Genomic DNA, 24869 nt, shown 5'->3' on the forward strand with positions numbered 1-24869 from the left:
ATACTTACCAGCTATCTAAATGCCTGACCAAAGCTAGATCCCACTAACATAACCTCATTTGAATAAGGTTTGGGTGTGTTTCATAGTAAGTTTGCACTTGTTTAACAATAACCTTAGCGATAGCTTCTGCTAAAAGAGGTGGAACAGAGTTTCCCACTAACTCAAACATTCTCGTCATCGGCGCATCAAAAACGAAGTGATCGGGGAAACTCTGAAGTCTAGCAGCCTCTCTTACAGAGATACTTCTGGTTTGTGTTGGATGGATATAGGCTAAACAATCTTTCTGCATATGTGCCGTTAGTGTCCATGAGGGTTTATCCCAGTGTAAGCGTTTATACTTATCCTCAAAAATCTGATCGCTATATCGTTTTAACTCATCAGGTATATTTTTATACTTACCTCCTTGAGGCATGATGCTAAATATATGCAAGTCTTTATCATTATGGGAGCGACAAATATGATTCATTACCATATCATCAGATTTAATTCTCATTCGCTTTTGATACTCGGATTTAGGAGAAAAATTGTAAGCTTTAGGAGAGTCAATTTGCTTTGGCGCAGTGCTTTTTTTCTTCAAAGGTAAACATAGAGGCTTTAATGGGGGTAAATCTTCAATTGCTTCCCCTACAGAGACAGGAGGATCTGTATTCCGCTCGGGAAACTCGAAAGCTAGATTCGCATCTTTACGCCTACCAACAATAAATAAGCGTTTTCGTATTTGAGGAACACCATAATCAGAAGCGGTTAAAATTTGACAGCTAAGATCATAGCCAGGGTAATCATAGCTTTTTCCAGTTAATCCATTTTCCAAATCTTTTTTTAAAGTAGGGAATACCCAGTGATTGAGGAGATAATTAACATTTTCAACGACAAAAAATAAAGGTTTATAATAGCAAATAAACTTAATAAATTCTTCATATAAAAAGTTTCTCACATCACTCTCAATATGTTTGCCTAAAGACTTCATTTTACCAATACCTACTACTGAAAATACTTGACAGGGTGGTCCCCCAATTAAAATATCAATTTCTCCCGGCTCAAGTTTTAGTTGACTGAAATCAGTAATAGATTCAATAGACTGAGCATCACGCATCAGTTTACAGTTAGGAAAATTTCTATGATGAGTTCTTATAGCATGAGGATTTTTATCAATTCCTCCTAAAATTTCACAGCCCGCATTCTGAAAGCCTAAACTCATCCCACCTGCACCGCAAAAAATATCGAGTACCGTGGGTAATTTTCTATCTTTTATTGTTGACTGAGATTCTAGCATAATTCACAAGCTGGGTATTTTTAATAGCTTTATCTTCATTGACATTAATATTTAATATTATAATATATTTCAGTTTTAATATTGATACATCTTAGAAAATATGTTTTTAATATATTTAGAAAACACTAATAAAACTATACAATTATTTTATGTCAATTCGTCATCTCTACAAAACTCAGAAAACACCTCTGACACCACCCATCTACCCACAGCGCCGGAACTTTAAACCTTGCCCCACAGTTAGCACACTCTGATAGCAACCGTAATCCATGCTTTCCATATCCCTGTATCCTTTTAAACTACCACTCAATCTTATGACAAGGCGAGTGGGCATAACACGCCCCACACAACCTTGGAGGTTCCAACTCCACCCCCACCCCAGGAAGCGGTAACATTCCCTGTAACCCTCGGGTTGTACTCACTCATACTCAGTAGCCACCAGCTATCAGACAAAGATTCGAGATTATGGATTTTAGCGGATGATCGCCCGTCAACTCTTCTCAACCGTGTCCAATCTGTACGAGGTAGTTGCAGGCAATCGGCTCTAAAAGTCAAGAAAAGTCAAGAAAAGTCAAAATAAATCAAACTGAGCGCGATTCCCTATCAACTACCGGGGAATCAGCTAGGACGTGATCGGCTATGAGTTTTCATGACTTTTCATGAGTTTTTTATGTGCTTTGCGAGATGTATTTGTATGCAATTTCATGCTTTTTCATGCGATCACCCTTTAATTTCTCCGACCTTAAGCCGACTTAATACTAGGCGGGCAAACTTACCATAAGCTGCCTGAAGTGGGCAAATTGCACCTTGCCGACAACCGTCTCAACATCCGCTGAGGTAAGCTTACCAGCGTCGATTGCAGTGTTCAAATCGCTTTGAACAGCCGAAGCTACGGCGGGAGATTTGTAGCCGATCGCCGCGATCGTATCGCTGCCACGGTCGGAGCGCTCGCAGGTCTAGCGCGGTTGGCACGGTCGGAGCGGTTGCGGGGTGTGGCTAGCTTTTTTGTGTCACAGGTCTAGATGTAAATGGTTGATGTTTTTAAAAAGCTGGCACGTAGAAAACCCGTCACAGGTATAGACACGCAGTTGTAGAGGTTTGACGCTCTGAATCAGAAATATTCATTTTCCCATCTATGACTTGGAACCGCTACAGATCCATCAGGATAATCCTATTTCCCATCTACGACTCGAAACTGCTACGGCAAGGTCAGAATATATAATAAATAACTTGTTGTGCTAGCAGGTTTTTCGTGCTGGTAACTGGTTGATAAAGGAAAGAAAGCAACAGCGAAGGTTTGTAAAATGGATGAAGTCGTCAAGAAAGTAGCTGCCTTGGGTTTACCAGGTATCATCCTGGTAGTAACGATGGCTGCGACAGGTTTTACAGGAGCGGCTGCAATCACAGCAGCTCTAGCATTTCTAGGTGGCCCGGCAGGAATGCTCGGAGGCATTGCCGTACTAGGTTTGACGGGATTGATTGCAGATGCTCTGACAAAAGTAGGATTAGAGGACTTGCTGACAGCAATTTATTGCCAAAGGCGCTTATCTGAGCCACACGGGAAACTTTTAGATGAGATTGAGCAATTATCCCTGTTTGATGGCGATATCAAAGAAAGGCTCAAGCAAACTGTGACAGATGGATGTGGCTGTTCAGCAGCCAGCGCTGCAAACATTTCAGATGTTACTAGGGAGGCTCGCGCCATTTTAGAAGCTGTCCCAGGAATGACACCAGCACACCACAGGGATTTTAACAGCTCCAATCCGATTATGAGACTTAGGGATGGAACAGCGGTTAGGGCTTGGAAAAACCCCCTCGGCGTCGATCACATTTTTTTAGCCGATCCCGATGGCAAAATGATTTACGGTGGCTTCGTGGGCTGGATTCACAGCGAGGGCTTGAATCAAGCTATGAAGCAGATGAGAAGGAACTTGACTTGACATATCACCCGGACAAGGACGGCGAGATCCTTTGGCTGTCAGGAAACTGAAGAAAAATCAACCTAAACCAAGAAAATCAGAATAAGTTAAGAAAATCAACTTAAACCAAGAAAATCAGAATAAGTCAAGAAAAGGCAAAATAAGTCAAGAAAAATCAACCTAAACCAAACTAAAACGTCGATCGCCCCGTGTCGATTGCCCCGATGCCTTGCGTATCTGGCACGGCTGGCATGGCTCCCAAAATGCCCAATCTAGCGCGTTGTGGTGGCTGTTGTGGTGATTGGATGGTTGGCAAGGTCGAAGCGCCGCTACGGCTGCCACGGCTCGCAGGTCTAACGCTGTTGCCACGGTCGGAGTGTTGGCAAGGTTGGAGCGGTTGTGTCGGTCTAGCTTTTTGCTTCACAGGTGTGAGTTCAAACCTTACACTTTTTTAAGAACTGGTAATTGACCGAAAACTCGCCAGAGTCAGACTCTAGCGACTCTTGTATGATGTATCATTCGTTGAAAAATTTTATAGTAAAATATATTTAACCGTCTCATCAAATAAAATTTATGACTCAAGAAAAAGACAACACACCAGTTACGACTCAAGAAAAAGATAAAACACCAGCTAACTCAGACTTATTGTTAATGTCTTTGGTAGAACTTGCGGAGGAATTTTCAGAAAAACTAAGTGTTACTCTTTTTGTTCAAGGTTCTATTATCACTGGTTTATTGATTGGTGAGAAACCCTACTTAGAGGCTTTAAATGATGAGCTGAATGCTACTACTTCAGGGTCTGCTGAGGGTAAAGAAGCTTTTAAAGCATTTTTAGCTCCGTTTCATACCCTGTCTAAAAATTCATCGGACAATCAGGAAGAACAAAGTCAATTAAAAGACATAGAATTCATACATCTAAAAAATGCAAAGTTTTGCAATGGCAGTTCTTTAACACCGCAGAACAAAGGAGTTTATTGGAGAGGGCTTTTAAGTCGTATTGATGGATTTTTTCTAGGAAATTTATCCTCTGATAGTTAGGTACAGACACGCCGTTGTAGAGGTTTCATGCTTTGAATCAGGATATGTCCCTTTTTTAACTTAGCCTCACTGTACTCGAAATGGCGAGTTTCCTTTACCTTTCGCAACCTATGCCGTCGTTATCTCTATCAAACCCATGTGGGTCTGGCTGTAGTACGCGAAAGCGACGGTGAGAAATGTCGCCACAATTCAAATCCGGTGGCGCTGGCGGGATACACACGTCGGGGTAACTTGGGTCGCAATTAGTTTGTTGAGCTGGTACAGGTCTTTGTGGAGTTGGTGCAGATTTTTGGGGGGCAGCAGCGGGCTTTACTGCACACTGATTTTTTCTATAATCCCACGGAGGGCAAGGACTATTCTGGCTCCATAGCCCAAGCCGTTGCTGTTGAGCAGCAGCCTGGGCTTGGCGCAATTGTTTAGCGCTGGTGCGGCAGTTGCTGATGTACTGCTCATAGACCCACGCTTGCCCCTCTTTCAGCAATTGCAGATTAATATTTCTGTCACTGAACACCACTCCAACCGTGCGCCCGTACTGGTCTTTGTCCACAGGGAGAACTTTAACTGATGTACCTCTGGGAAGAAGCGCACTAAGACGATCGGCTGCCTCTTGTCCTCCTTGTTGATTTCTTTCAGGCGTATCAATGCAAGCCAACCTCACGGTTATGTTTTGCCCGCTGGTGTTGCGGATCGTGAGCGTGTCGCCGTCTCCGACGCTGACCACCTGGGCATTAATAACTTGATTTGGCGATTGAGAAACTTGAGCCGTAATTGCTGGGACGATCGGAACGATAAACATTAATGTTAGAGTCCGTTAGTGTTTGCTAGGTGATTAATTGGTGTATTTGCTGCGGTGCTTGGGACTTCGCTCGACCGCTTTGCAGGCAAAGTCACGGATTTTAGATTTTAGATTTTAGATTTTAGATTTTGGATTGAGAATAATCTCGATCGAACCCAGTCCCAGATTTGCTGGGGAGTTGCGGGCAATTGGACTGAAAAGTAAAAATAAGCGCGATTCCCTACCGACTACCGGGGATTAATCAGGGACGAGCTGCTATGAGTTTTCATGAGTTTCCATGAGTTCTCATGAGTTCTCATGAGTTTCCATGAGTTCCATGAGTCCTCATGAGTTCTCATGAGTTTCCATGAGTTTCATGAGTCCTCATGAGTTTTCATGAGTTCTCATGAATTTTCATAAGCTTCGGATGTCTAATTATGTCTTTTTATGCGATCGCCCATCAACTTTTAGCCGCTGAAACTCTGCAAATTCCACCTTGCCGACAACCACGTAAGAAATTTATGTTAGTGGCTCTATCCCTTCTAGCCGTAGGAAATATACGCGACCGGATTCATCACCTGCTACCACAGTTACTCCATTGGGTGCAACGGTGCAGCAAAATAAGGCTGAAAGTAGCGATCGCCTCTCCACTTCTAAATCCCAGACTTTTAGGGTGTTGTCGTAACGCCACGAAAATAGTCCTTTGCTCGTTGCCGGTAATTGCGATCGCACCGAGCCACCGTAGTGCAATCTAAAAAGCTGTACGTTCAAGCTGACCCCGACTCCGCCACCTCATCTACTTCATAAATCTGTCGCGCTCCTGGGGAGTTGTCAACCCCAACTCTTCAGATTTTCCTAACCTAGTTACAAGGATCGCAAACTCTCTAGCCTCATTGTTTAACTGCCGTCAACGAGTGAAGACAGAAAAACCCGGACTCCCACCATAGGCTATCCGGGCTTTTCCATTCAATTAGTTTCCCCATGAGTGGCGATCACAACAGCTAGAGTAACTGAACACAGATGGTTATCATGAGTTTCCATTCAATTAGTTTCCCCCACTTGTGGAGATAGGAACCGGAGCCTCCTCCAAAGAAAGTGATACCTGTTCACGAGTTTCCATTCAATTAGTTTCCCCAGCGAGTGGGGAGAGTTGGCCACAGAGGCTATACCCAGAGCGGGATTCAGCCATCAAATCGACGCACCGCTAACATATAGCACAGATCGACACCAAAAACAGTAAAATAACCAGCGTCAAACCCATACCCCACAAAGCATCGACACATTTCAACCAGAAAATCTGGTTTTTGGAGATCGGCCGAGGTGTGTCGATCGCAAATTGACAACTCCTTGCATCACCTTAAACCTATATATCACAAGGCTTTCAATATTTTTATCAAACCCAAGACACAATCTATTCCCCCACCGACGCACCCTCACCGCTAACAGATTAATTAAGGATAAATAGGTGCATCGACAAAGCCAGCCAAACTGTATCTCTCATCAAAAACCCTTACAAGACAAGGCTTTGATGGATTTGATGCGAAACTGAATTTGACTGACGGGTGATCGACGCACCATAGGCAGTTATCGCCAGTCAACAAATCCCCAGATGCGACGATTCTGACACAAAATACTATCGCTATACCTGAACCCTATAGTACATAATACTTTGGAGGAGCTTCCGGCTTATCGCTGCCAATAGTTAAAACCATCGACGCAGCTTCAGTCGCAATCCAGTAGAAAGAATTAATGCAGTAATAGAGTGATCGCCGACAATAAACCATTAACCAATAAACTAATAACAGTCAACCAATAACCAATAACCAATAACAGTTAACTTAAACAGGTTATGACATATCCTATCATTATTATCCCTTCGGAAGTTGATCAAGCTCAATCTGCCATACCGCCCGCTCCCCCGTTTAATGAAGCCCAGCCTCTCGCTCCTACTTCAGAACCACAGCCGTTGAGTGTGGAATCAATTGGCTGGGAAGTATTAGGGCTAGTAGTCTTTACCTGTGTATTTGGTGTTGCTAATGCCGGACTAGCTTTTTTCATTTTCCTTCTAGGTGCTGGAGCAATTGCGTTCCAAGTTATTGAAGAAAGGAAGTCATACCCGCAACGCCACCAGAAATGGCAAGTCCGAATCAGAGATTATGAATACAAAAAAGGATTGTATCACAAGCTCCAACAGCAGCACGAGTTAGCAGTGCAAGCTACCAGAACGCCAGAGATGATGGCGGAATATCGGCAGCAACTTCTCAAACAAATTTTTAGTAGAACAGTTCCTAACGACGGGAATAATAGCAGCGCACAGCGAGGGCAGTCTGAAGCATCGTTTGAACGCTATCTCAAAAAATATTTTCCCGGTAAAATTAACACAGGCCTGAGCTTGAGCATTCCTAATTTTGATTATCCTTACACTGCCGATTTTGCTTACATTGACGCAACTATTAACCTTTACATTGACATCGAAATTGACGAGCCTTATGGCTACAAAAGTGGAGAACCGACCCACTATAGAGGAGCATGGAAAGATGAGAAGCGCAATAAATTTTTCGCTGCTCGGTACTGGGTTATCATCCGCTTCGCTGAGGAGCAAGTTGTTAAATGTCCGTCAAGTTGCTGTAAGGTAGTAGCCAGTATCATCAGTGAAATAACGTGCGAAAAGATTCCGAGTTGCTTCACGGACGTGCCAGACTTGCAGCCTGTGAATCAGTGGACAAAATCAGAAGCGGAGCAAATGGCGGCAGAAAATGCACGAGATAAGTACAACTGATCATATTCCCGTGCAGCTTCCTTCGCGGGTTGACCGCCTAAGTCCCACACAGTCGCTGCTTGCCCCGAAGAATCGGCGATGACTTGTTTTTGGTGAATCACCGATTTGAGGACTTTGATGGTAGGTGTAAGTTTTACCAACAACTCCATTGCCTCGGTTTTGAGTTTTGTCCCCTTCACTGCCCGACTGAGAAATATCACCGAATGAATCGAGCAGGGGGTGTCGCCATTTTTTCTGTCAACCAGAAAGCCTAAGCCATTTTTAAATTTATGATGTTTAGCTCAAAATTTCATCAATTTCCGAAAGCTTCTGTTGTAAAACTTCGCGCAACTCCGTAAGTTGTTCGGCGCTAGTCGAAACCATCACTACTTTCGATAACTTCTTAACCCCCCGCACCAATGTTGTGACTTCTTTCGACTCAGAAGTGACTGATTTTAGGTATTTAGCTTTGATCTGTCCCACCAACTCGCGAGTCTTCGCTACCGTCAAATCAAGCTCAATCACTTGGTTAGTCGCTTCAATCCTCTCCTTCGCGGCCTGACGCTCAGAAGTCTTTAAAGTCTTAGCAGATAAAACCGTCAAAGCTAAAGCGTGCGCTCCTTTCAGCCCTTGCTCTCGAATTGCTGCCTTCAAATCCTTTGGCAGAGACAACATAGGAATCAAGTTAGCCTTCACCGAAGCTGGATTTAAAGCCAAATCCAACAAAGCTAACAGCAACTTTTCCTCCGTTTCGCTCACTCCCAAAGATTTCACTCCCTGCTGCTGTTCCTCTGTCGCAGCCGTCACAAGGGCAGTCAGTTGATGAGCCTGGGAAGAACGCTCCAAACGCCGCAACACCGTTGACAGTACAGTAGAAATTTCTTCAGCCTCAAGACCGGTAGTGGTAGCTATTTCCTGAATAATCGCCTCAGCCTTATCCAAGGGGTTTAGGTCTTCATGATGGATAAACGTCAACAGCGCTTTGCGATGTAAATCTTGAGGCATGGGGGCAGTGACAGCCTGCATTGTTTTCCAGCCCAACCGTTTAGCCGCTTCCCAACGGCGCTGTCCGTCCCACAACAAGTATCTTTCACCTTGAGGAATGACGATCAGTGGAGTAATTTGCCCGTCGTGAGCCAAACTCCGAGCCAAAGTTTGAATGCTTTCCGGTGTAATTGTTTGGCGAGGTTGGTAGTGATTGGGGTCAATTAAATCTACAGCTACTTCTAATTCACCCGACTGCGCTTTCAGTTGATCTCGCAAAGCTGCCATTTGTTGCTCAAGCTCTGGAGATGGTGTGGCTCGCAGTCTCTCTACCTCAGCTTGTAATTCGGCAATCCGTTGGGCCTGGTCAGTCGCTTGATAAGCACCCGCAAAGCGTTCGTTTATTTTAGGCAGTTTACCCATTAAAGTTTTCCTTTCTTCACTAAGGTAACGAGGTCGTCAGCGATCGCTTTGAAGTCCTTGCAAGCGGGATGGGCTGGGCGGTATTTTTGTAAGGGCAGGCCGTTGGCGCTCGCATTCTTGAATTCTGAGGAATCTCGAATCTGCGGGTATAGTTTTACTCGCAGTTGTTCGGCAACTTCAGGTAACTGCTGGAGGTACTGGCGGTGAATGGCGCGACTGCTGTCATATAAGCTGGGAACTAAGCCTAAGACTGGAGGGCGTGGTTCTAGCATTAAGTCGTCGGAAATTCCAATCAACCACTGCGTCAAGTCAGCTACGCCGGAGACAGATTTCATCTCTAACTGAAGGGGGATTAGTATGCCGGTGGCGGCCGCCACTGCATTTTCGCAAATGATTCCAATGGTGGCAGGACAGTCTAAGATGACCACATCGTGGCGCAGGGGATGGCTCTTGAAGCGGTCGGCCAGCACGTACTCACCGCGCCTCCGAATGACCAAATCGCTTGCCACCTGTGCGGTAGCGGGATGACCTTGACAGATTTCGATCTCGGGATTGTTCCAAGCCGAAACCAAGGGCCAATTCCCGTCGAAGTCTTTGTCAAACACTCGGACAACTGTGTTTTCAACTTCTGCGCTCGGTAAGCCACAGAATACATCTAAAGCTCGTTGAGGATCGAGGTCGATTAAAGCTACTTTGAGTCCCCGCTTGCATATCTCGTAGGCTAGATGTACTGCTAACGTTGTTTTCCCAACGCCACCAGCATTGGCTAAAATCCCAATAATAATTTTGTGCTTTGCCATAACTCCACTCTGAAAAGTCGTATTTTAAGATACGACAGAAAGTTTGCCTCGTCGTATTTTAAGATACGACAGAACGTTTGCTTCGTCGTATTTTAAGATACGACGAGCGGTCAATGCCTTTCGCCGGTTGGAAAGAGAAGTTACTCACACGATAGTCCGCTTGTTACAGCACTTGACTCGCAATCATTCCACACAAACACCGAAAAGTACCTACAGGTTTTTTGGTATCACAGCATCGACTGATAGCCAAGTTGGTCACAACTGGTTTGAGATAATGGTCGGCATTCTTTCTGTTAAGTTGCAGGTTGCTGATAAGCTTGGCATGGACGACGAGAATGGGAGTGGCTAAGAGTGAGGAAATTGTGGCAACCGGGGGCGATCGCTCTGATCTTGGTAGGGATTGTTAGCGGCTGCAACCTGATTGCGCCATCACCGCCGTCTCGCCTTCCTCAAATTGGTCGTGAGAAGCCAAGGGTGCAGCCACCCACGCTCAAACCAGGAACCAGAGAACCAGTCAGGTCAGCCATCAATAACCGCAACTTACTCCTGGGCAATCCAAGTAATGCAGTTTCTAGCATGGCCAGCACCGACAACTACCTGATGGTAAAGCCGCAGTACGTGATGAGCTACAACAGCAAAACTAAGACCGCCAACTGGGTTTCATGGCAACTGAACCGCTCTTGGATTGGAACAGCCGATCGCCAAGACAACTTCCGACCCGACGATGCCCTCCCCGCTGCTTGGTACAAAGTCCGCCCCAACGATTACACTGGAAGCGGTTACGACAGGGGACACATTGCACCCAGTGCCGATCGCACCCGCAACGAAGCGGATAACAGCGCTACCTTTTTGATGTCCAATATGATGCCCCAAGTGCCAGAAGTTAACAGAGGGGTCTGGGGTGACTTGGAAGAGTATTGTCGCGAGTTGGTGCAGCAGGGCAAGGAACTTTACATCATTGCGGGGCCCGTAGGAAGAAATGGCAGCATTGGCAGGAAGGAGAAAATTGCAGTACCCGCAATGAATTGGAAAGTTATCGTGGTGCTGGATAGGCAAGGATTGGGGATGCAGGGAGTTAACGCAAATACCAGGACGATCGCCGTGATAATGCCCAACTCGGGCAGCGTCAAGGGCAAGGGATGGAAAAGTTTTCGAGTTTCCGTGGCAAGAGTGGAACGGGAGACGGGGCTGAATTTCTTATCCAATGTGCCGCCACAGGTTCAGCAAGTCATTGAAAGCAAAGTGGACAGTCAATAAGGATTGCTCGATAAGCGAATGCTTATTGAATTTTTTAGCCGTCAAAGTGTCTCAGCTAAGCACTCCCCAATTACGTTGTAGAAACCAGGGCGCTTCCTTTAAATCCCAGGTAATAAATTCGATGGGGTCGAAAGACTCTTCGGTAGATTGCATCTGGACAATCTGCTCTGGAGGTAAGCTGAGCACATGGTTCTGCGTGTCGCTTTCATAATCCCAAAAATGGTAGCGGTCTAATTTGTTTTTAGCGCGACGGCTTGGTCCAAAGTCCATCGGGGCGCACATTCTAATTAACTGTCCTCTATCCTGTTTGCTGAAAAATGTAAGTTTTAGCTTTTTCTTAGAGTGAATTGCTGTAACAAATGTTTGATGATCTGAGTGCATGATTGGTTGGTTACTTATTTTTTAAGGACAGAGCGTGCTTTTCAAGTATCTGTATGTTTTTTCCAAAGGACTAAAAAATAAAAAAAATTTCTTTTCCTTTTCCAATTTTCACTTTTTAGTCATATCCCTATACCTTATACCTTATATGTACAATGAGTAAAATTGTCTCTGATGGTCGAAACATAAACCTACTGCTCTTAAGAAAACTTACAAGGACAAGGTTCCAGAATATGAATTGCAGAAGTTAAAAACCCGCTTCACGTAGCTGTTGAGTATCTCTTCGATAGGACACAATACCTGAAAATACAGTCTGCGATAACTTTCGATAGAACACAGTTCTTCTAAGTAGCGGCTGTCCAGTGAAACTCAAGGTCTTTACCTGCATACTAACTGAAAAGTAAGGAAAACAGCCTAAGTCTCCACCAGTTTCGTTGACAACCCCGCCCATTCGCCACCGTCCGTCACCCCGACGATGTACGCATCGATGTCGATGCTACCCACTCGGTAAACCTGCAACTGGGATAAATTCTGCTTTAGGATGCTCACCAAGTTATGGAACCGCTGCACTGTTTCCCGTTCATCCTGGTCGTGCCAATCCTCTTCAACGGTGGCGATCGCAAAGAAGTCGTCAACCGTCCGCAGTTCTACGGGAGCATCGGGTGGGTGTCCGGTTAGTTGCAAGAGTTTCGGCGGGGTGAGTTCTCCCTGTGCCGGCCAATGAATGACCTCAAAGGGAGCGTCGGATTCGCTGAGGAAGAGCAAGCCTTTGGAAGCTTGTTGGAGTTGGGTGGCGATTGAGTCGGTCATGGTTGCGGTGGTTCATCAGCTTTACTGTGATTGTACAGTTGGTGTTGGCTGAAACTAAGGACTTTTTGACCGATTCGGAGCTTCGCGGCAGGTTAAGAGCGGTAAGGGTTTGCCACCCCGAATCTCAGTAATTCTTAATCGATCACTTCAAAATCATCGATCACCCTCAATCTCCTTCAACCTCCACCTGGAACTCATACACCCTCAAACTCGGATGTTCGCCAATCAGTCGCCAGCCATATCCTTCAACCGTTGGTGAAGGTCGCGCTCCTAGGCGGTACAGGAATATCGGCTCGTTTCTCATCAATGCGGTGAATATCTCTCGTTCTCTGTCGTGACCATCGTCCCAAATAAGGTGAGCTTTGCCGAAGTACCCAGCGCCCATCAAACTAGCAAAGAGCCATTCCATGAGAGCTTGCTGCTCGTCTTGGTTAAGCGTGGATTGACCGTAAGTGTCAATTACGGGTATTTTGGATTTGGGCTTGAGTGATGCGATGAGGGCGGTGACGAGGTTGAGGTACTTTTTCATTGGTCGGTGGAGATGCGTCTACTTCTAGTTAGTTGGGATGAAAGATATTGTTCGATCGATCGCACGTTCGGATCGTGCCCAGTTAGAGAGCTGTTTTAAGACTTATCAACCAAACGATCGAATTAACAACAAACAAAAAGGTATAAAAAATATAGATTGATGGAGCGCACATAGCTCTCCATAAAGAAGGCATTTTAAATATTTTCAAAGAACCGAGCGGGTGAACTAGACCTTTCGGTATAGAACAGGTATTAAAACTTTCATCTAAAGCCCTTTCATCATTCAAGAATTCCGTAACGGCAGCGGCTCTTTGCATATAATAAAATTGCACCCTCCAATAGGTAGCTTCTAAAAACCAAAAACCAAAAATAATAACGTATCCCAGCGGAACTAACGCATTTATTTTGCTAGCAAATACCCAACCGATTAACGCTACCCAAATGGTAATTGCAGCAGTTTTTAATTGCATCAGAATTGTTGTGAAATTAGCTATTTTTTTCTCTAGTTCCTCTGCTCCTTTTTGCAGCATGGCTAGCTGAAATTCAAATCGCTCCATGTTTGATTCGGGGATGGCTGATTGTTCCTATACGGTTTATGACTTTAAAATACCAAATTCCAGCAGCTTCACTTCCCAAAAGGTTGCCCCCACCACTGCCAGCATTCTTTATTAAAGGGCGATCGCCACTTGTAGATAAGCTCGGATTCTAACTGGAGCCGTTGTTTTCGGTTGCTGGGCGCTCCGTACCAAAATGCGATACCCACAGCGACATCCAAGGAATAGCGGCGGTGCAGTTCGATGTAGTTGGCAATGTAGTTATGGCAGTAGTGGCTCGTCCACCGCTGTTTTGGAGTGCGGTGCGTTTCTCCTACATACAGCAGCAATGGAAACGTGTCTATAACGAAGTAAAGGCAAGTGCGATCGCCCAAATCCGGGCGATCTGAGAATGAAAGGTTGTGCAGTTGCAGAGTAAATGGGTCTATATTATCCAGGTCACAGGGATTTGGTGCTAACTCGAATAACGTTCCCTGTCGCCGCGATTGGTCAGCACTTTCAGATTGTTGGTGTTCAAAAATGCGCTGTTTCCAGGACTGGAGAGCCTGGGAACTCATAATTAGCTGAGGAGATTTCAGGACTCTGGGTTTGGGTTGAAATTCAGGGAAAAGTTCGAGTTGCGACACGGATTCAAAGGGTTAATTGGACGATCGCTGCTGTAAAGTGTAAGCTCAATGGAATTCTGTCAAACAGCAGGCTCCCGGTAGTAATGTCTCCAAATATGGAACTAATACTGTCACATTATACCAAACTAATGACAGCGGTTGTTGAAAACATCAGCACAATCTTGAGATTCTGTCACAGATTTATTGCTGGTTCGGAAACTCTCGGATTCACCTTGCTCTCTATTCGATCGATTCTTAGCTATTCATAACAATCAAACCAAATCATAGCAATTTATAAAGAAATGCTACCACGTCAGCTTTTGCACTTCTTACGAGCTGATGACAATCCAGGGAAAAGGAAAATCATCATGCTTCGCTTTGGGGTGACGATGTTTTGGCTCCCCAAATATGAGAATCTATCCTCATTCTTTCTCCCTCCAAGAAAAAGTTGAATCAGACATCAACTCCCCAAAGACATTTCTGCCCCTGTCGCGACGTTCGACTTGTCCCAGACTTCCGTAATACTCATGAATCTAGAAGAATTAGTAAAATTTCTGAAGTATGAAACTAACCTCAACAGGTTCTTTGATTCAACGGCTGGGTACTATTTTCAGAACCAAGTGCTTCCGTCCCAAACCGAAGCTCAAAGGATAAAAATAGTTCTAGCAATAAGCGACCAGATAGAAGGCAAGCGGCCGCAAAGTAACGACGCAATCTATCTGGCAGCATATAAAATTGCAGAATCTGTTTAACTGACCACCTCAGAAAAGAGTCAGGAGAGAAGGAAAGAACTCTTCCCTCCTAAATTTTTATCTCCTGAACACTTCCCGAAGAACTCATACTAACCCTAAAACACATGGCAAGAGATTTAAGTGCTTACAATGTACCAGTAAACTGCTGCTATTCCTGCCCGTTTGGTGGGAAAAAACCGATCGAACTACCCCTTGATCGGCTAGCTTATTACTATGAGCAACTGCTGAATGGCGGCTCTCAGCACTTATGCCATAGCAACAACAAAACTATATGCCGAGGCGGGCGCACTATCCAACTCCGATGGTTTTGTTTGATCGGTCTTATTAAAGAACCCACGGATGAAGCTTTTAACTAAGCTGTTGCAGAAACTAGAAACAAAAACAAAAACAATGAACTTAAAAATATCACAGAAACACATTGATTTGTTTCTAGAACGGAAAGATTGTTTCTTTTTATACAACTCTTCGTCTGCTACCTGGTGTCCTGGATGGGTCATCGGAAAAGTTGAACTACCGATCGCCGGAAGCTATTCCCGTTTCCTAACTCTGGTTCGTGATGCTGAAGGCGGTTGTCATTGGGTTTTCGCCAATCAAGTTGCCATTCGTGGGCAAAATCATAGTAAAGGTTATCTTTTTGAAACCTATGCAGGAAATTGCTTCGATTGGACGAAGATTAATAACTTTAAGTCCATTATCTGGTGATGTACTGGTGATTGTATGGAAACCTTAAAAATTACGAAAGAACACATTAATTTCTTTGACCCTCCAAAGGAATGTTTCTTTCACTACGGCATTAACTGGTGTCCGGGATGGGTAGTTGGTCAAATTGAACTTCCGATCGTCCCCTGTTATTCCCGTATCCTGTTTCTGATTCGTGATATTTCAGGTGAAGCTCATTGGCTTCCTGCTAACAAGATTTTGCTACGGGGTCAAAGTCATTTGTTTGATAGCTACATAGGCAATTCCTTTGATTGGACAAAGATTAGTAGCTTTAAACCTCTTGTTGACTGATTCTACTCAAATTTTAGCGATTTACCAGTTCGCTACTGGTTTTTCTATGTCAGGTTCAGATTCAACAGATTCCACCAACTTTAAGCCAGAGCAAAGATTTGTTATCTGTTCTGCTTACTATTCTCTTAGTAACCTTACAGAATATGGTGATATTCTGTTCCTGGCTAATGGTTTGCTTGATAACGAAGCTTCTAAATGGGTTACTGATTTTGAACAAGCCCATTTTTTTGATATTAAGGAAATGGCAGAGAATACAATCAAACTTTTGAAAACTCACTTCAAAACTAATGATTTTTCGGGTGACTCTTTATCTGTTATCGTAGTCGCTTGGTCAGAGTCCAATTAAAAAAATGACTTTTTTTTCTATAATAAATGGGGATAAAAGTCAAGTTTTTGATGGATAAACACAAAAAGATAAATATGATATAGGCTAAAAATAATCTCTTAATTAGAACAGACATGGTATCAACAGGACTAACAGCAGGACTAGCCACAAAATCACTCCGTCTGACAATCAGCGACTTTAATTTCTTTCCCATGTCAGAAGGTGATTCACCGCTGGCAATTAAACGAGCAAAAAAGCCATTTGATGAACCAGCTATCCTCGCCAGAGATGCTGCAATGCGGAAAGCTACAACGAAAGTTGTAAGCCCGGAGGTTACTAACTACAAACCTCCGGATAATCGAGTAATTACTTATCAAGAACTCGATCAGTTCTTCCAACCTTTGATTGAAAATGCGCTAGTAGAAGTAAATACAACAGCGCAAAATCAAGGTTTGATGAGTGACGCATTGGTTGCCCCTAGTGCTGTTTTTGGTATTCTGATGCCGATCGAATTAGTAGAATATTTGACTGAACTTTACCAAATTTTCAGTCAATTACTGAATAGCAGAGTTGCCCTGATTAGCGATGATCGTAATCCTAACCCGGATGCTTACACAGGTCTGGTTATCTTTGGTGAATCAATCGATGGCGAAATCGTCATTGCTCAAACTCTGCTTGTTCAAACGTGATTTGAGTCTGATTCTGGCTTAGGCTTAAAACTCGACTGATATCCGATTCAATCTCTTTCTTGGTGCGGCAAGAAGGAGATTGTTTGTCTATCCAACCTACAAACCTACAAGACAATGGCAATAAAAATAACCTCTCCAACTCAGCAGGGTGTCCAGGTGGGTGGATTACCTTACTCTTTAGCAGTAACTGCGATCGCTGATAGTAACATCAACACTGATGTTCGCTTTAAATTAAACGGCGTGGTTGTGGGTATAGATACAATGGCAACCAATATAGGTACTGCCGCTAATCCTCAATATCAATATGGACTAACTATCCTAATTAATAATGCGGGTATTAACGAAATTGAAGTTGAGGATATTACTGGCACACAACCTATCCTAATTCGATCGACCGACAAAATTAATTTTGAGGTTAAAGCCAACGTCCCAGCTATTGTCCTTAATCCTCCTGTTCTTTTTTCAGGGCAAACCTTGGTACTTGCTGAGGTTCAATATTTGCCAACAAACGGTTTTGTTCGATTTACTTTGAACGACCAAATTATTAAAGAATCTCCCTGGATTCCATTTGATACTCTCATTTCTCAGAATGGAACCCTCCGAGCTTATTTGATGCTTGGTAATAATGTTTTGGCAACCGCTACCCAAGAAGTCGAGGTCATTCCCCCCGACCCTCCAATCGTTGGTCCTCAAGGTCCGATCGGCCCTCCTGGTCCTCCAGGTCCCAAAGGCGATAAAGGCGATACTGGCTCTCAAGGAATTCAGGGTTTACCTGGCACACCCGGCCTTCCTGGTACAACTGGCCCCAAAGGTGACAAAGGCGATCGCGGTGAACCAGGTGTGCCAGGTGCAACAGGCTCAACAGGGTTGCAGGGACCAATAGGGCCGATTGGATCCAAAGGAGATCCAGGGTCAAAAGGAGATCCAGGACTGGCAGCACCCGCACCAACATGGGGCCCTTGGGTAAATGTCCCGGTAATCGCATCGGCAAGTGTGACTTACAGCACAAACCGAGAAGCAGCATTCCGATATCGGAAACAGCAAAACGGGCTGTTAACACAATTATTTGTGGATATGGTGCTGACAAAATTCGATAAAAGCGCAGTCATTGCACAAATTCCACCAACAGAGCTGAACTTATGGATGTTCGGTTATGGATGGCTGCACCCAGCCTGTTTCTGGTATGGAGGCGCGCCAGTTCCTAATATTCTCAAAATCGATCGAGCTGGCACTGTGACTTTCCAAGCTCCTGTTACTTACGATTTATCTTCAGGTTTTTTAAGTCTCAGCACTATTCTCGCTGAAACACCTCAATAATTTTCACTCAATTTCTAATGAATTAAGCAAATCAAGAAAATCGATGACTTTTCTAGCAGAAGTTCCAAATACTTACAATCCTGCAAAGGAATACGAGCTTGGGTTTTGGTATAGCGTCCCAAAGCTAAACGGAGTCCGATGTATTTACATAAATGGCCGACCGCGGGGATTGAGAAACCAAACTCTGAAAACCCGATATGTAGGACTTTATCGCCTGGAATTAGAGTGTCGCATCCTGTGTGAAACTCATAATCTGTCATTCCTTGATGGAGAATTGTACATTCCAGGGAAAACCCTTGATCAACTTGCACTATTGGTTCTTGATCGAGACAATTATGAACTTGCTGAAAAAAATACTCTTGAATTTCGAGTTTCCGCAGTAGGTTCGGTGACAAATCCAAATTTGACGATCCGTGAAATGGTAGCTTTGATGCAGCAGAACATCTCAAATCCGGGGATGATTAGCTACCTACCTCAAAAACTGATTCGTAACACCCCGTTGTCCGTTCTTGAGGAAACAAACACCGTTATGAATGCGGGGATGAATGAAGAAATAATCCTCCGAAACCCAGACTCAATTTATTCAGGAGTTCGATCGGACAATCTTCTGAAAGTAAAGGGCATAACCAGTGGAATCTTTACAGTAGTGGGCTTTACCCAAAGTGCTACTACAGGATTTACCTCCTATATGTCCGTGGAGGGTACTATAAATGGAATTAATAAAACCTCTCGTGTCTATGGACTAAACGAAGAGGAAGAGCAAGAGCTTTGGATGAATCAAACCTCATACCTAGGCAAGCAAGTTCTTATTATTTACATGGGTTTGACATCAACGGGCAACCTGCGAAATCCTGCTTTGGGTCGATTTGTTTAAGGAGTAGATTATGTTGCCACAATTAGCAAATACTTACAACCCCACGAAAGATTATGGAGTTGCTGAATGGCTCAGTAGCCCAAAATTGGATGGAGTACGGTGCTTGTACCAGGAGCAGACTACTGGGTTGAGAAGTCGATCAGGCTCGGTTCGATATTCAGGGTTGGGCGAAATAGAACAAATTTGTGAAAGCATCAGGTTGGCTAATAATTTATCCTTTCTGGATGGTGAACTCTACATCGCTGGAGAACCATTTGATGTAATTTCTGGAATTGTTCGCACGAAAAAAGCGACTCAGACTGCCAACAAACTTAGAGTTGAATTCCGCATCTTTGCGATCGGCTTCAATCAATACCCGAACATTCTGGCAGGGGATGAATTTAATCAGATTCAGCAAATCTTTCCAGCAGCGGGGAAAGTTAGCTATGTTCCACAGAAATTGATCGAAAATAAGCCCTCAGTTATTCAAGCTGAAGCAGAGCTAATCAAAAGTTCAGGACAATCGGATGAAGGGATAATGTTGCGGAACCGAGACTCTATGTATTTTCAGGGTCGATCGACTGCTCTACTGAAAGTTAAAAATTTTGTCAAAGCTCAACTAGAAATTGTGGGTTTTACAAAGGGAACGGGCAAATATTCTAAGTCCTTGGGCAATGTATTAGTTAGGGGTAACATTGACGGACGGACTATTAATAGTCGCGTCGGAACTGGATTTACGGATTTAGAACGATCGACCATATTCAGTAACCAAGCTGAATATTTAAACAAAACGATCGAAGTGATCTATCTAGGGGTTACTCCTGCTGGATCTTTGAGACATCCTGTTTTCTCTGGAGTTCTTAGAGATTCCTAGAATTCTATCAAAAATATGAAAAAGCTTGGGTAGACACGCTACTCAAGCTTTTTGTAATAGTTCCTTGTCTCTAGATTAACAAAAAACTATTTATTTATACAATTCCTACAAGTTCAGGGACTTTACCTGCTAATTGCCAATTTGTTGCTTGTGACCAAACAGGAGTTGAGGCAGTTACTCCATGTGCAACCAGATCGGCTGTTGCTACTTCTACGAAACCACCATTTGGGGATCGGATTTGCCACTTTGAGTGTGAATCGGCGGCAGCAGCAGCGATTAATTCTGGTGGAATCGGTGGTGGCAAAACTGGCGCTACGGGTGCTGAAACAGGAACTGAAGCAGCAACAGCAACCGGAGTTACAGCGGGACTTGGAGCCGGAGCCGGAGCCGGAGCCGGAGCCGGAGCGGGAACGGGAGCGGGAGCCGGACTAGAATCTTGGAGATCAATTCGGTCAGCGAATCTTTTGTCAAGTTCTACCTTGACCTTTCGGCTGGCTCGGAAAGTTGTTGGTTGTCCTGTCCGAGGATTTCTACCCGGACGCGCTTCTTTCACTACCGGAGAGAACGTTGCAAAACCTTCAATTGTAATGGTTTGCCCATTTTTAACACCAGAAACAATTGATTCGATCGCCTCACCCAGAGTAAGGGTATCCGTCTGGGGATTGATTGTTTGAGTAATTTCTGCCATGTGACTAATGACTAATGACTAATGACTAATGACTAATGAATGAGATGCTTAATTTGATTATGCCTCAAATTTTTTAAAAGCACAATAACAAGCACTAATTTGGCTCTAATTTGGTGGTAAACCAAAATCTTCAGGACCGTAAAGGCCTGCGGGCATATCACCATTTAAAAAATCAATCTGTTCCTGGGTAAGGGATTGGTTGTATAAACGGACGGACTTGGTAATGATATTCCCGCCTTCGTCCATATATTTGCCGTCTGTGTAAATTCGCATTTCTCTGGTTTCACCGATCGCAACCTTACTTTTATAATTCTCGGCCACCCATCCAAGTGGTAAATACCCAGGGTTTCTTGTGCTATCTGGATATCTCATGTCGATTCCCAACTCCATTCGTGCAGGTTGCTTACCTGCTGGGGGTTTCATGCGCTGAACAATGCGAATGAGAACATTCTGTCCTTTCCACTCGCCCCGACTCCAAACATTAGGTACTTGTTTGTGGACATTAAAGACGCTGATATAAGGTAACGTGTCTGGGTTCTCTTGCAAGTCAAGCAAAATCTCTTCCCTGAATAAGTTGAACACCAGCGATCCAGTGCTGAGTGGAGTAGCTTTAAAGTGAACGGCGCGCCAGTAGGCGGCCGCCCAAGATTTTTGGGTGAACGGTTTGCCTTCAGCATCGACAAACTGCTCAAGGGCTGACTCTTTGAGAGCTTGATATTTGGCGGATACTTCGCGGATTTTGGTAGTGTCACCATCATTTTGCTCTTTCCATTCGATGGCAGGACCCATTTCTGAGGCATACCCCTTACGCTGTTCAAAAGCAAAATTACTTTGCTCCTCTGTCACCTCAACCCCTACGAAAAGTGCATTGTAAAAGGAGTTGATGTCGATGTTGGTTTCCAACTGAGCTGGTCGCCAGTAGGAGTTGACGACTTTAACGATCCGAGAAATGGTATCGATCGCATCATCGGCCACATTACAAGGTCGGCTTAGATAAACTGTCTTGTCTTTGAAGTCCTTGAGCCAGGGGATTTGGCTTACATCACCAAGACTATCTAGATACTCACCAACAGCTTTAAGGCCGACATCATTATTGGGGTATGCTGATTTGATCGAATCTACAGCAATTTGCAACTCCTGGCTGAGGAAGTTGATAATCGACATCTCTTTTGGCTCAGTCTGCATTCCCCCTGGCGGGATGTTGAGGACTATCCCTTCAGCACCCGCTGCTTTGGCGCGACCGAGAAGTGAGGCCACAATCCCAGTGATGTCGTTCATCGAATTGATTGCGACCTCCTGCAAATTTCCGGTCAATGCCATTTTCGGAAGTTTCTCGACGGATGGAGGTTTGTCGAAGTTGGCGATCGCATCTCTCAGATTGGGATATTGATGAGACGCGATGAGCTGAACGAAATCCCCATCAAAGTCTCTCCCCAAATTCAGCATGAGTTTTGTGGATGCAGCCATGAGGTTTTGAGCTCTGGCATAAGTGCCCTCATGACGGTTTATCCAGAGTTGGCAATCCCCCCAATGCCTCATGGGATTGCAGAATACAATATACTCACCAGGAGCCATACCCGGAGCACAGAAAACTTTCTCAGTAAAAGTAGTTTTTCCGTTATTGTCCGTAATTTCGTATTTAGCAAAATATTCATCAGGTTGCGACATCAGTGACCAAAAGCGGACTCCAGCAGCCTTTGCTAAATTCAGCCAAACTGCCCGAAGTCTTTCTGCTACTTTGCCCGTTATGTATGGATGGAGTAATAATCGACCTTTTATGTCATATTTAATAATCTCCATTGCTGTATTAATATATTCAGATTCTGACTGAATAGTATCGCCTTGTTCACGCTCTTGTGCTGCTTCTTCTTGGTGGATTCTTAACTCTTTAGCCAGCGCTTGAATTGAGTTAGTAGCTGCTACTAGCTTCTCACACTTCGATCGAAGTCGGCTAATTATATTGTCTTGTTCTAGGGTTTCAAATGCGAACCATTGGAATAGCATCCAACCAGCTTTTGCCGTCCGTAATTCTCCTTCAAAGACCAATCCACAAAGAAGTTTTTCTCTATAGTTTCCCAAATCTGGTTTGTTTCCTTTTAGTGAACTCCAAGGAATAACTAAATCATATCCAGAATTATCTAACTCAGGGTTATAGGCAATTGTTCCTTTAGCTACCCATTTGTCCCTAGAGGCGATCCTAAATTGTAGAGGAATTCCTTCATCATTTTCAAAGTGAACATCACCTGTTCCTAATATGCGAAGAAACTCCTTGGATGCTTTGCCGTGACTGTCTCCGCTATTCCAATGTCTTTTATTTGTTGGGTCATCTTCTGGTTGTCCTTGGTCATTTCGGTTCGTGTCGTCTACGATGATAAAATTAAACTCATACCCCACCAGATGTTTACATCCGGTGTGCAGTATGGAACCGTATATTATACGCTTCCATTGCTCACTAGCTTTATCACCATAATACTTCCTTCCAATCGGAGCCAGATTAAAGGTAAATCTTCCGTGATTTCTCGAACCACTGGCTAAATCTAAAAAATATCGATCATTTTTGTTGGGATTAAATGGATTTAAAAGGGAGGCATCTTTGGTATCTTTGGGGATTTCCCCGATGGCAAAACGCTCTCTTCCACAATCTTGATGCCAGCCAGAAAGGAGAGTATTTCGGAGAGTAACTTTGGGAGAAGTAGACCATCTTCCAATGACACAATCCCAGACAGACCAAATAGCAGTAGTCTGAATTTGAGCTAGGCTTTCATTAATCCAAGAGTAAAGTAGTTTGTACTCAGTAGGCATATTAGTCACCAAAGTAAAATTTTCCTGATGCTATTTTAGCAAGTTTGTCAGGACCCAATCGGGTAAAAATATCATCTTTGGGAATCTGAATTGGATTACTGGGAGTAGTCAAATCATAGCCAATAATCAATTCTTTTTTACTATTTAAGCCAACTCCTAGAATACTTTCGATTGGTAGAAAAGCAGAAGCCATCAATTCATAAGCACTATTCTTGAATTCTTCAAGAATTTCAACTTGATTGGTATCAGACATTTTGGCAACTGCTAAATTAAAATTTCTGGGAGTTGCATCGCCAACATCAGCAAAGATATAAAGAAATTCAGCAAGATCTGTTCTAGATTTCATGGCGGTAGTAATAATAACGGCAGCACCAATTATAGGCGAAGCCCAAGCCATGAGATATGCCCATCCACTTGCTTGCATTCCTGTAACTGCGAAGATTTTTGGCATCAGACTTGCCCCAGCTTTCAAAGCAGAAGCTGCAAAATACCGAACCGCTTCAGCGCCACCACCACTACCTGTGATTTTTAAGACGATCGACACGACAGTGTTTGTCAAAGCTGGTAACAGAGTTGCTGGAATATTGAAGGCTTTCAAGAAAAAACTTCCGAGAAGCCAGCTTGCAATGCTTGTGAGCACACTCACCGCACCTGTGATGGTAGCGGCACCGCCTACTGCGATCGGTACGATCGCACTATTGAGTATGGGCGGGCGGCGGTAAATAGAACTGATGGGGTGATTATAGACAGAGCTGATTATATAGGGATTGTGGGCAATGATTTTCGGGATATTGCCTGTGGTTATGGCAATTCGGGCAGCATCTGCCCTACGCATCCGTTCCCGTACACTACGACGTGCATTTCCGGTTAATGAGTCCAACAGACCCAGAAGCTGATTTTTTAATTCCTCAATTTTATTAAGAGCTTGTGCTTTCCATGATTCTATTTGGGCTTCTGCTGTCAAGCCTATCTGTTGAATTCCTTGAATTTCAGCATTAATTTCCTCGATCATGATGGATAATTCAGGCAAATTCAATGAATTGTTATGCGCCATCACTGCTGCTTCATAAATGGCTCTTTCTCTACTACTTGGCAACAAACTAGATAATTCCTGCTGACCTTTAGCTGCTAGATTGGAGAATGCTTTGCTGTTGTAGGCACGATTTATTCCATTAACTGTTTCCAGAAATACTAGACAACAATCCATAACAGTTGACTGCAAATCTTGAGATGCTACCAAAACATTTTTTATGCCTCCCATTACTGGATGTGACATAATAAACTGAATATGTGGTAGGCTAAAATACCAGTCTTTCCCGGTGTTGACTCCGTTGTTCACTGCATCAGCTACGGTCAAGATTTCTTTTCCTGCCCATACATTCTCTGTGAGTTGGGCTCGCAAATAATCAAATTGACTCATTTTTTTGTCCTAAAATTTAGCTCATTTTAGCATACC

At 44.0% G+C, this 24869-nt stretch carries 27 protein-coding genes; 12 read left to right on the forward strand and 15 right to left on the reverse strand.

The genetic code is table 11. From position 1 onward, the window contains the following. Positions 1–43: 43 nt before the first annotated feature. Positions 44–1273, reverse strand: a complete 1230-nt coding sequence (locus QUA99_RS07310) for a DNA cytosine methyltransferase (RefSeq protein ID WP_333235134.1) — start codon at positions 1271–1273, stop codon at positions 44–46. Positions 1274–2577: 1304 nt separating this feature from the next. Here QUA99_RS07310 and QUA99_RS07315 point away from each other — a divergent pair. Beyond that, positions 2578–3213 carry a hypothetical protein gene (locus QUA99_RS07315; protein ID WP_333235135.1) on the forward strand — a complete coding sequence of 212 codons (636 nt, stop codon included), beginning with the start codon at positions 2578–2580 and terminating at the stop codon, positions 3211–3213. A 169-nt stretch (positions 3214–3382) separates the two neighbouring features. On the opposite strand, the gene QUA99_RS07320 is transcribed toward QUA99_RS07315, so the two are convergent. Next, a complete protein-coding gene (locus QUA99_RS07320) occupies positions 3383–3616 on the reverse strand; it encodes a hypothetical protein (RefSeq protein ID WP_333235136.1) in 234 nt (77 codons plus the stop codon). Positions 3617–3765: 149 nt separating this feature from the next. Between QUA99_RS07320 and gvpU the strand changes: the two genes are divergently transcribed. Continuing rightward, the gene (gvpU, locus tag QUA99_RS07325; RefSeq protein WP_333235137.1) at positions 3766–4230 is read left to right on the forward strand and encodes a gas vesicle accessory protein GvpU; all 465 of its coding nucleotides are present in this window, start codon (positions 3766–3768) and stop codon (positions 4228–4230) included. Between the two features lie 94 nt (positions 4231–4324). Here gvpU and QUA99_RS07330 read toward each other — a convergent pair whose 3' ends face one another. After that, positions 4325–5026 carry a thermonuclease family protein gene (locus tag QUA99_RS07330; protein ID WP_333235138.1) on the reverse strand — a complete coding sequence of 234 codons (702 nt, stop codon included), beginning with the start codon at positions 5024–5026 and terminating at the stop codon, positions 4325–4327. A 498-nt stretch (positions 5027–5524) separates the two neighbouring features. Next, positions 5525–5776: a hypothetical protein gene (locus tag QUA99_RS07335; RefSeq protein WP_333235139.1), complete on the reverse strand. Its 252-nt coding sequence runs from the start codon at positions 5774–5776 to the stop codon at positions 5525–5527. 1078 nt (positions 5777–6854) lie between these two features. Here QUA99_RS07335 and QUA99_RS07340 point away from each other — a divergent pair. Next, positions 6855–7784 (forward strand): hypothetical protein, encoded by a 930-nt coding sequence (locus QUA99_RS07340; protein ID WP_333235140.1) that lies wholly within the window; start codon positions 6855–6857, stop codon positions 7782–7784. A 276-nt stretch (positions 7785–8060) separates the two neighbouring features. Here QUA99_RS07340 and QUA99_RS07345 read toward each other — a convergent pair whose 3' ends face one another. The 3 genes from QUA99_RS07345 to QUA99_RS33060 all read right to left on the reverse strand — a co-directional run bounded on the left by QUA99_RS07345 (position 8061) and on the right by QUA99_RS33060 (position 10331). Further along, entirely contained in the window at positions 8061–9170 is a 1110-nt protein-coding gene (locus QUA99_RS07345) for a ParB/RepB/Spo0J family partition protein (protein ID WP_333235141.1), read from the reverse strand. Continuing rightward, positions 9170–9970: a ParA family protein gene (locus QUA99_RS07350; protein ID WP_333235142.1), complete on the reverse strand. Its 801-nt coding sequence runs from the start codon at positions 9968–9970 to the stop codon at positions 9170–9172. Before QUA99_RS07350 ends, QUA99_RS07345 begins: the two co-directional genes overlap by 1 nt. Positions 9971–10133: 163 nt before the next feature. Beyond that, entirely contained in the window at positions 10134–10331 is a 198-nt protein-coding gene (locus tag QUA99_RS33060) for a TnsD family Tn7-like transposition protein (protein ID WP_445250989.1), read from the reverse strand. Between QUA99_RS33060 and QUA99_RS07355 the strand changes: the two genes are divergently transcribed. Beyond that, complete coding sequence (locus tag QUA99_RS07355; RefSeq protein WP_333235143.1) at positions 10322–11227, forward strand: DNA/RNA non-specific endonuclease; 906 nt, start codon at positions 10322–10324, stop codon at positions 11225–11227. The genes QUA99_RS33060 and QUA99_RS07355 overlap by 10 nt on opposite strands. 51 nt (positions 11228–11278) lie before the next feature. Here the strand turns inward: QUA99_RS07355 and QUA99_RS07360 are convergent, their stop codons facing one another. The 5 genes from QUA99_RS07360 to QUA99_RS07380 form a co-directional block, all read right to left on the reverse strand. Next, positions 11279–11608, reverse strand: coding sequence for a hypothetical protein (locus tag QUA99_RS07360; protein ID WP_333235145.1), 330 nt, complete (start codon positions 11606–11608; stop codon positions 11279–11281). Positions 11609–12019: 411 nt separating this feature from the next. Then, the gene (locus QUA99_RS07365; RefSeq protein WP_333235146.1) at positions 12020–12415 is read right to left on the reverse strand and encodes a nuclease A inhibitor family protein; all 396 of its coding nucleotides are present in this window, start codon (positions 12413–12415) and stop codon (positions 12020–12022) included. Positions 12416–12581: 166 nt separating this feature from the next. Next, entirely contained in the window at positions 12582–12944 is a 363-nt protein-coding gene (locus tag QUA99_RS07370; RefSeq protein ID WP_333235148.1) for a hypothetical protein, read from the reverse strand. 82 nt (positions 12945–13026) lie between these two features. Continuing rightward, positions 13027–13500, reverse strand: coding sequence for a hypothetical protein (locus QUA99_RS07375; protein WP_333235149.1), 474 nt, complete (start codon positions 13498–13500; stop codon positions 13027–13029). Positions 13501–13568: 68 nt separating this feature from the next. Further along, the gene (locus tag QUA99_RS07380; protein ID WP_333235151.1) at positions 13569–14054 is read right to left on the reverse strand and encodes a GIY-YIG nuclease family protein; all 486 of its coding nucleotides are present in this window, start codon (positions 14052–14054) and stop codon (positions 13569–13571) included. A gap of 575 nt (positions 14055–14629) precedes the next feature. On the opposite strand from QUA99_RS07380, the gene QUA99_RS07385 reads away from it, so the two are divergent. From QUA99_RS07385 to QUA99_RS07420, 8 genes are all read left to right on the forward strand, one after another. Continuing rightward, the gene (locus QUA99_RS07385; RefSeq protein WP_333235152.1) at positions 14630–14854 is read left to right on the forward strand and encodes a hypothetical protein; all 225 of its coding nucleotides are present in this window, start codon (positions 14630–14632) and stop codon (positions 14852–14854) included. A gap of 339 nt (positions 14855–15193) precedes the next feature. Continuing rightward, positions 15194–15556: a hypothetical protein gene (locus QUA99_RS07390; RefSeq protein ID WP_333235153.1), complete on the forward strand. Its 363-nt coding sequence runs from the start codon at positions 15194–15196 to the stop codon at positions 15554–15556. 15 nt (positions 15557–15571) lie between these two features. Then, the gene (locus tag QUA99_RS07395; protein ID WP_333235155.1) at positions 15572–15865 is read left to right on the forward strand and encodes a hypothetical protein; all 294 of its coding nucleotides are present in this window, start codon (positions 15572–15574) and stop codon (positions 15863–15865) included. Next, entirely contained in the window at positions 15858–16211 is a 354-nt protein-coding gene (locus QUA99_RS07400; RefSeq protein ID WP_333235156.1) for a hypothetical protein, read from the forward strand. The genes QUA99_RS07395 and QUA99_RS07400 overlap by 8 nt, the downstream gene beginning before the upstream one ends. 113 nt (positions 16212–16324) lie before the next feature. Further along, the gene (locus tag QUA99_RS07405) at positions 16325–16879 is read left to right on the forward strand and encodes a hypothetical protein (RefSeq protein ID WP_333235157.1); all 555 of its coding nucleotides are present in this window, start codon (positions 16325–16327) and stop codon (positions 16877–16879) included. A gap of 114 nt (positions 16880–16993) precedes the next feature. Then, a complete protein-coding gene (locus QUA99_RS07410) occupies positions 16994–18196 on the forward strand; it encodes a collagen-like protein (RefSeq protein WP_333235158.1) in 1203 nt (400 codons plus the stop codon). A gap of 169 nt (positions 18197–18365) precedes the next feature. After that, positions 18366–19070: a hypothetical protein gene (locus QUA99_RS07415; RefSeq protein WP_333235159.1), complete on the forward strand. Its 705-nt coding sequence runs from the start codon at positions 18366–18368 to the stop codon at positions 19068–19070. Positions 19071–19080: 10 nt separating this feature from the next. Then, complete coding sequence (locus tag QUA99_RS07420) at positions 19081–19923, forward strand: ATP-dependent DNA ligase (RefSeq protein WP_333235161.1); 843 nt, start codon at positions 19081–19083, stop codon at positions 19921–19923. 94 nt (positions 19924–20017) lie between these two features. On the opposite strand, the gene QUA99_RS07425 is transcribed toward QUA99_RS07420, so the two are convergent. The 3 genes from QUA99_RS07425 to QUA99_RS07435 form a co-directional block, all read right to left on the reverse strand. Further along, positions 20018–20611: an HU family DNA-binding protein gene (locus tag QUA99_RS07425; RefSeq protein ID WP_333235162.1), complete on the reverse strand. Its 594-nt coding sequence runs from the start codon at positions 20609–20611 to the stop codon at positions 20018–20020. 105 nt (positions 20612–20716) lie between these two features. Further along, positions 20717–23422 carry a hypothetical protein gene (locus tag QUA99_RS07430; RefSeq protein ID WP_333235163.1) on the reverse strand — a complete coding sequence of 902 codons (2706 nt, stop codon included), beginning with the start codon at positions 23420–23422 and terminating at the stop codon, positions 20717–20719. Further along, positions 23415–24833: a hypothetical protein gene (locus tag QUA99_RS07435; protein WP_333235165.1), complete on the reverse strand. Its 1419-nt coding sequence runs from the start codon at positions 24831–24833 to the stop codon at positions 23415–23417. Before QUA99_RS07435 ends, QUA99_RS07430 begins: the two co-directional genes overlap by 8 nt. Between the last annotated feature and the right edge of the window lie 36 nt (positions 24834–24869).

This window comes from Microcoleus sp. F10-B2 (assembly GCF_036704965.1).
Lineage (GTDB): Bacteria > Cyanobacteriota > Cyanobacteriia > Cyanobacteriales > Microcoleaceae > Microcoleus.

What these genes read in the sequence shown, in the direction of transcription:
- QUA99_RS07310 (WP_333235134.1), bottom strand. Translation starts at nt 1,273, where the DNA reads ATGCTAGAATCTCAGTCAACAATAAAAGATAGAAAATTACCCACGGTA.
- QUA99_RS07315 (WP_333235135.1), top strand. Translation starts at nt 2,578, where the DNA reads ATGGATGAAGTCGTCAAGAAAGTAGCTGCCTTGGGTTTACCAGGTATC.
- gvpU (WP_333235137.1), top strand. Translation starts at nt 3,766, where the DNA reads ATGACTCAAGAAAAAGACAACACACCAGTTACGACTCAAGAAAAAGAT.
- QUA99_RS07330 (WP_333235138.1), bottom strand. Translation starts at nt 5,026, where the DNA reads ATGTTTATCGTTCCGATCGTCCCAGCAATTACGGCTCAAGTTTCTCAA.
- QUA99_RS07340 (WP_333235140.1), top strand. Translation starts at nt 6,855, where the DNA reads ATGACATATCCTATCATTATTATCCCTTCGGAAGTTGATCAAGCTCAA.
- QUA99_RS07345 (WP_333235141.1), bottom strand. Translation starts at nt 9,170, where the DNA reads ATGGGTAAACTGCCTAAAATAAACGAACGCTTTGCGGGTGCTTATCAA.
- QUA99_RS07350 (WP_333235142.1), bottom strand. Translation starts at nt 9,970, where the DNA reads ATGGCAAAGCACAAAATTATTATTGGGATTTTAGCCAATGCTGGTGGC.
- QUA99_RS07360 (WP_333235145.1), bottom strand. Translation starts at nt 11,608, where the DNA reads ATGCACTCAGATCATCAAACATTTGTTACAGCAATTCACTCTAAGAAA.
- QUA99_RS07365 (WP_333235146.1), bottom strand. Translation starts at nt 12,415, where the DNA reads ATGACCGACTCAATCGCCACCCAACTCCAACAAGCTTCCAAAGGCTTG.
- QUA99_RS07370 (WP_333235148.1), bottom strand. Translation starts at nt 12,944, where the DNA reads ATGAAAAAGTACCTCAACCTCGTCACCGCCCTCATCGCATCACTCAAG.
- QUA99_RS07375 (WP_333235149.1), bottom strand. Translation starts at nt 13,500, where the DNA reads ATGGAGCGATTTGAATTTCAGCTAGCCATGCTGCAAAAAGGAGCAGAG.
- QUA99_RS07380 (WP_333235151.1), bottom strand. Translation starts at nt 14,054, where the DNA reads ATGAGTTCCCAGGCTCTCCAGTCCTGGAAACAGCGCATTTTTGAACAC.
- QUA99_RS07385 (WP_333235152.1), top strand. Translation starts at nt 14,630, where the DNA reads ATGAATCTAGAAGAATTAGTAAAATTTCTGAAGTATGAAACTAACCTC.
- QUA99_RS07390 (WP_333235153.1), top strand. Translation starts at nt 15,194, where the DNA reads ATGAAGCTTTTAACTAAGCTGTTGCAGAAACTAGAAACAAAAACAAAA.
- QUA99_RS07395 (WP_333235155.1), top strand. Translation starts at nt 15,572, where the DNA reads ATGGAAACCTTAAAAATTACGAAAGAACACATTAATTTCTTTGACCCT.
- QUA99_RS07405 (WP_333235157.1), top strand. Translation starts at nt 16,325, where the DNA reads ATGGTATCAACAGGACTAACAGCAGGACTAGCCACAAAATCACTCCGT.
- QUA99_RS07410 (WP_333235158.1), top strand. Translation starts at nt 16,994, where the DNA reads ATGGCAATAAAAATAACCTCTCCAACTCAGCAGGGTGTCCAGGTGGGT.
- QUA99_RS07420 (WP_333235161.1), top strand. Translation starts at nt 19,081, where the DNA reads ATGTTGCCACAATTAGCAAATACTTACAACCCCACGAAAGATTATGGA.
- QUA99_RS07425 (WP_333235162.1), bottom strand. Translation starts at nt 20,611, where the DNA reads ATGGCAGAAATTACTCAAACAATCAATCCCCAGACGGATACCCTTACT.
- QUA99_RS07435 (WP_333235165.1), bottom strand. Translation starts at nt 24,833, where the DNA reads ATGAGTCAATTTGATTATTTGCGAGCCCAACTCACAGAGAATGTATGG.